This window comes from Snodgrassella sp. CFCC 13594 (assembly GCF_001590725.1).
Lineage (GTDB): Bacteria > Pseudomonadota > Gammaproteobacteria > Burkholderiales > Neisseriaceae > Snodgrassella.
This window is the reverse complement of record NZ_LQXR01000038.1, coordinates 1-4,540: the sequence shown is the minus strand read 5'-3', so window position 1 is coordinate 4,540 and position 4,540 is coordinate 1. Positions and strand designations below refer to the sequence as shown.

The 4,540-nt window shown below is 46.1% G+C and carries 2 protein-coding genes and 1 pseudogene; all 3 read right to left on the bottom strand.

Features of this window, described 5'->3' with window-relative positions; translation table 11 throughout:
- The coding region (locus A2F46_RS11355) for an HlyD family type I secretion periplasmic adaptor subunit (RefSeq protein ID WP_066570554.1) at positions 1-1,327 on the bottom strand (1,327 nt) is incomplete at its 3' end.
- Entirely contained in the window at positions 1,317-1,862 is a 546-nt protein-coding gene (locus A2F46_RS11350) for a hypothetical protein (RefSeq protein WP_066570553.1), read from the bottom strand. The genes A2F46_RS11350 and A2F46_RS11355, both read right to left, overlap by 11 nt.
- A gap of 63 nt (positions 1,863-1,925) precedes the next feature.
- Positions 1,926-4,063 (bottom strand): annotated as a pseudogene (locus A2F46_RS11345) (type I secretion system permease/ATPase).
- Positions 4,064-4,540: the final 477 nt, after the last annotated feature.

Genomic DNA, 4,540 nt, shown 5'->3' with positions numbered 1-4,540 from the left:
CCTTTTGCCCATCAATGGTCAGATGGTTTCTGTCCAATTGAATAATGGCCGCGAACACCAACCCCATTTTTTCATCTTCAATGGCATCAAAGCTGACACTTTTGACTTTGCCCGTTAGATACCCATAACGGGTATAGGGAAAGGATTCGATTTTGATTACCACGTCCTGCCCGGCTTTGACGAAACCAATGTCTTTGTTCTGCACCATGGCTTCGATTTCCATCTGATCCTCATCTGGTACTACAACCATAATGGGTTGTGCCGCAGTTACCACTCCACCTATGGTATGCGTGGCCAATTGTTGTATGGTACCTGTCACGGGTGATTTCAAGGTCATCAGTTGTTTGCGTTGCAAGGCCTTATCGGTTTGTTCAGTCAGTTGTTGGATTTGCTCATTGGCTTGGCGAAGTTGATCCAATGTATCTCTTTTCAGGGTTTCGGTATTGAGCAAACGGTTTTGCTGTGCTTCGCGTATGCTCTCCTGAATTTGTTGCATTTGACTGCGTTGGCTGGCTAGATCATTCTGGTTTTGAATCAGCTTGCTTTCCTGTTCATAATAAGCATGCTTAGAAACAAAGTTTTGAGCCAACAAATCTTTGTAATCGGCAGTTCGTTTGCGTTCGATGGCACTGGTTTGCTCCAGTTTGTTTACCTGAGCTCGAGTGGCTTGAAGTTCAGCCTGATGGCCACGCAATACCGTTTGTAATTGTGCATCTTGGGTATACCAAGTTTGAAACTGATTTTGAGCCAAGGTTTGCGCCTCGCTCAACAGTGCAGGATCCAGATGCCATGGTTGCGCCTGTGCAGGGTCTAAACGAGGAGACTTTTTGTTTTCGATCGACTGCATAACGGCTTCAAGACGCAGTTTGGTTAATCGGGCTGCCTGAAGTGCTTGTTCTGATTGGGTATAGTCACTGTCTGAACCGATACCGCTCAATTCTACTAATACTTGCCCAGCTTTAACATGACTGCCATTAGCCACATCAATCTTGTCCACTACCGATGTTTCCAGTGGTTGTATGACTTTACTGCGCCCACCAGGCGTGGTTTTACCTGGTGCCACGGCCACAATATCCATCTTGCCCAATAATGCCCAAGCCAAAGCAATCAGGGCAAACAGCATAATCAATCGAGCTATCCATTTTGGCGCTGCGGATAATGGTGTTTCGGTGAGTTCCAAATGGGCTGGCAAAAACGCACGCTCATCTTCATCCCGTTTGGGCGGGTCCAGCTGCTCACGAATCGACCAGACGTTTTTCCAAACCGTGGCATAACGCTGGAAGAATCTTTGAATGCTTGTAGACGAATACCCATATTTATTTCTGATTGTCTGAATCGTTAACGCTGGAAGATGATGCTATTTCTTCTTTGCTATTAATTTCCGAATTTTCGGATTGTTTTTTGGTAAGAAGTTCTGATTTTTGATTGAGAAGAAAAAGCACAAAAGCTGGCAATACCAAGTAAATAATATTGGCTACCAGTTTTGTTTCAATTGAGGCGTTTGCAGATGAAGCAATAATCATGGCAATGGCTACACCCATAGTCGCCATGATGATGGTCAGTACATTAACATCATTGTTGTTTTGATCATATTTTCCGAATAGCCATACAAGAATCGCAGTTGAAAATAATAATGAAATGTATAAGGTTAGCTGAGAGCCAACCGATATCTGATCCTGTGTTAGCTTATCGGAAATAGTGAGTTGAAATACTTGCAGCAGTAAAAGAGAAGCAAATAACCCTTTTTGACACGTTGTAAAATTAACCCAATAATTTTTTATATTTTTTCTTACGCGCCATCCCAAGCCAAAAATCATAACAAGGAGGACGATAAATATAATGTATAAGACGATTAAATACATTTGCTTTTGATCCTATATCTATCAAATAAATTTACTGCTCACTCAAGGCCAGTTTTAATTGCCTTAACCATTCTGCAATTGATGCAAATAGCGGTAATAGCCCTGTTCCTTCTCCAACAGCACCTGATGCGTACCTTGTTCCACAATTTCCCCTTTATCCATGGCAATAATGCGGTGCGCCATGCGGACAGTAGATAAGCGGTGAGCGATGATTAATACGGTTCGGCCACTGCAAATGGCTTGCATGTTTTGCATAATGGCGCGCTCCGATTCATAGTCCAATGCACTGGTGGCTTCATCAAAAATCAGTATGCGCGGATTGCCCACGAGAGCCCGGGCGATGGCCACGCGTTGACGCTGACCACCAGACAAACCCGCACCTTGTTCACCCACATGGGTGTCATAACCTTCGGGCAGTTCCATTATAAAATCATGGGCACCCGCCAATTTGGCGGCGTGCATGACCTGCTCCAAAGGCATACCGGGGTCGGCCAAGGCAATGTTGTCACGGATGCTGCTATTCAGTAGTACATTTTCTTGCAACACCACGCCGACCTGACGCCGCAGCCATGCTGGGTCCGCTAAAGCCAGATCATTTCCATCTACCATTACCCGACCCCGTTCGGGGACATACAGGCGCTGTACCAGCTTGGTGAGTGTAGACTTACCCGAACCAGAGCGCCCCACAATACCCAACACTTCGCCAGCGGCAATATTCAAACTCAAATCTCGCAGAATTTCCGGCCCATCGGGCCGATAGCGGAAAGTGACTTTCTCAAAATCAATGCGGCCTTTAATGTCGGGTAAGGCAAGACGGGAAGAGGGATTTTCTGTGGGGGTGTTAAGGATGTCGCCCAAGCGCGCTACTGAAATGCCTACTTGTTGAAAGTCTTGCCACAGTTGCGCCAAGCGGATTACTGGTGCGGCAACTTGACCAGCCAGCATATTAAAGGCAATCAGTTGGCCGACAGTCATGTCTCCAGCGATGACCAAACGAGCACCCAGCCACAAAGTGGCCACCGTCACCAACTTTTGAATCAACTGCACCCCTTGCTGCCCAATGGTGGCCAAGCGAGTGACCCGAAAACCGGAAGCCACATACGCCGCCAATTGCTGATCCCAACGCCGCGTCATTTGCGGCTCTACCGCCATGGCCTTAATTGTACCGACTGCCGTTACCGACTCCACCAGAAACGATTGGTTATCGGCATTGCGCGCAAACTTGTCATTCAAACGTGCCCGCAATATCGGGCTGATGGTGGCCGACCAAAGGGCATAACACGGCAAAGACACCAATACCACCAGCGTCAACCAGCCACTGTAGTACCACATCACCAATAAGAAGATAAATGAGAAGCATAAATCCAATACCGAAGTCAGCGCTTGCCCAGTGAGAAAATTGCGGATTTGCTCCAATTCACGCACCCGCGCCACTGTATCACCCACCCGTCGATGCTCGAAATAGGCTAAAGGCAAACTGAGCAGATGGCGAAACAGCCGAGCGCCCAACTCCACATCAATGCGGGAGGTGGTGTGCGCAAAGATATACGTGCGCAAACCACCCAAAACCACTTCAAATAAAGTGACCACCAATAAGGCAATGGCAATCACATCCAAAGTCGAGAAACCGCGATGCACCAATACCTTGTCCATCACCACTTGAAAGAACAAAGGCGTAATCAGCGCAAACAGCTGAATTACCACCGACACCGCCAACACTTCCAAAAAAATTCGGCGGTATTTAATCACCGCCGGAATAAACCAAGTAAAGTCAAAATTGGCCAGTTGCCCCAGAATAGATGCCCTTGAGGTCACCAGAATCAATTGCCCAGAATAACGCTCGGCAAACGCTTCTTGAGATAAGACCACTGGCTTGCCCAAAGCCAAATCCTGAATCAAATAGCGATCCCCATCAATCTTGGCCAATACAAAGTGTTGCCCATCATCTCGCCATACCACTGCTGGCAAAGCCAATAGTGGCAACCGAGCGATCTCATGCTTCACTAACTTGGCCTTAAGCCCAAATCTTTGGCCGCCAACAGCCATTCATTAACGTCTAAATCATCCTGACGGGCAAAGCGATGGGCAATGTCTGCGGGATTGGCAGCGACACCGTGAAAGTGCGCCAAAAGAATGAGGGCGGAAAGTGCTAAGTTTTGTGAAGAGTTCGCATTTTGAGATGTATTGTGGGGAGGGGTCATTGCAGAATCATTAATCTAAAAATTAGGGTTGTGTTAAAAATATGATATAAATCAACATGAAAAAATAGAATCCATCGTTGCGATGATGTTAATGTCATGATACAGTCCTGTAAAAGAATGTCAATCATTTGCGTCAATAAGACGACAACTCTTTCCGGAAAACAGAGGCACGAAGAGGTACGAAGCTTTGCGGATCAAGGGAAAAGACATCAGACCAGTGGAAAACAAGGAAGCAAACCCGTTTCTATGTACATAAATAGGTAGTATTGCAAACTTGGGAGAAAATGGTTATGGCGATACAGGAATACAAACCAGCATTGGGCAGGTAGGTATTCCTGTTTTGTTTTATGGGTTGTCTGAATGAGAAAGAAAGCATTTCAATTAGTCAGTGTGACATAGAAAAAGAATGAGAAATAATGGGCAGGGTGCACATGGTAAATACAACAAGCAAATTCTAAGCCGGATAAAATTTTGGCT

What these genes read in the sequence shown, in the direction of transcription:
- A2F46_RS11350 (WP_066570553.1), bottom strand. Translation starts at nt 1,862, where the DNA reads ATGTATTTAATCGTCTTATACATTATATTTATCGTCCTCCTTGTTATG.